This is a genomic window from Moorena sp. SIO3I6, assembly GCF_010672095.1.
On sequence record NZ_JAAHHU010001379.1, the window covers coordinates 1 to 1,367 of the forward strand.

The window sequence follows — 1,367 nt, forward strand, 5'->3', positions numbered from 1 at the left end:
CCGTAAGAACCAAGCTGATTCTCTGACCTACCAGGCCGAGAAACAGATTAAAGAACTCGATGATAAATTGCCAGCAGCTGATAAGGAGAAGATCGAAGGGTTGATCAAAGACCTGCGAGAGGCAATTGGGCAAGAGGATGATGAGAAAATCAAGACTCTGACCCCTGAGTTACAACAAGCTCTCTACAGTGTTAGTGCTAACCTGTATCAACAAGCTGAGGGGGCTGCTCAGCCTACTGATCCTGGCACACCAGGCTCTGATGCTGGTGCTTCTAGTAGCTCTGGTGGCGATGATGTCATTGACGCTGAGTTTTCTGAAAGCAAATAGGGGTTTAGGTAAGCTATCAGCAGTCAGCGGTCAGCGGTCAGCAGTCAGCGGTCAGCGGTCAGCCTTTGGTCTTTAGCTGTTCCCGTAGCGTGGGCGTAGCCCATAAGCTAAAAGCTGATACCTAAAAGCTGATAGCTGATAGCTGTTCGCGTAGCGTGCGCGTAGCGCTTAAGCTGATAACTGATAACTGATAGCTGATAGCTGTTCGCGTAGCGTGCGCGTAGCGCTAATCGCTGTTCGCTGAATACGTACATCGCTAATAGCTAATGGCAGATAATCCTAAACCTTAGTATATCCTTGTCTAAAGTCTAATCAAGGTTGATGAGAATTTGATTACTCGTCAACCTTTTGCTTATTGGATTTTAGGGAGTAGGAAGTAGGGAATAGGGAATCGGTAATCGGAAAAAAATTATCACAATTACAACAGGGATTGCTATATGATAAATTAGTAGCTAAAGTCTAGGCAAAAGGCAAAGGGCAAGAGGCAAGAGTCGTCACTTAGTAGAATTGATTAATAATAGATTAGATCAGTACTTTTATGCAAAAAAGTAAATCTTTAAAATAGTTTATCGGTGACATTTTTAAAACATCAAAACATCAAAATACAACCAAATTTTGCCTCTTGCATCTTCTAAATTCCCGATTCCCGATTCCCGATTCCCTACTCCCTACTCCCTAAAAACATTACCCAACTGAAAACGCTATTGTGGATAAACAAACGATTGATTCAATTCAAAACCTCCGCTACCAAGCTGCATCGTTGCTAGTTTATCAATCAGTATTGAGTGAAGGAGTAGGTTTAGCTTTTTTGAAACTATTAGAAGCTATGGTGAACAGTGATGTGGATGAAATCCGTTGTTTAAAGGCTTATGGTGACTGGTTTCAAGGGTTAGCTAGCCAAAACGAAAGTTGGCAAAATTATCTGTTTAGACAAATCCTTAGGGCTGATAATTCCTTTACCAGGCAAGTGCAAAGTTCTGAATTAGAAACATTACCACCAGCATTGGTAGAGGCAGCTCGTCATGACTTACAAGCTTTA

At 42.1% G+C, this 1,367-nt stretch carries 2 protein-coding genes and 1 pseudogene; 2 read left to right on the plus strand and 1 reads right to left on the minus strand.

Annotated elements, in window-relative coordinates; genetic code table 11:
* On the plus strand, nucleotides 1-328 hold a 328-nt coding region (locus tag F6K49_RS49490), incomplete at its 5' end, for an Hsp70 family protein (RefSeq protein WP_293110116.1).
* 107 nt (nucleotides 329-435) lie between these two features.
* On the opposite strand, the gene F6K49_RS49495 is transcribed toward F6K49_RS49490, so the two are convergent.
* Nucleotides 436-582 (minus strand): hypothetical protein, encoded by a 147-nt coding sequence (locus F6K49_RS49495; RefSeq protein WP_293110119.1) that lies wholly within the window; start codon nucleotides 580-582, stop codon nucleotides 436-438.
* 452 nt (nucleotides 583-1,034) lie between these two features.
* On the opposite strand from F6K49_RS49495, the pseudogene F6K49_RS49500 reads away from it, so the two are divergent.
* Nucleotides 1,035-1,367, plus strand: a pseudogene (locus tag F6K49_RS49500) (AAA+ family ATPase); the annotation flags it as partial.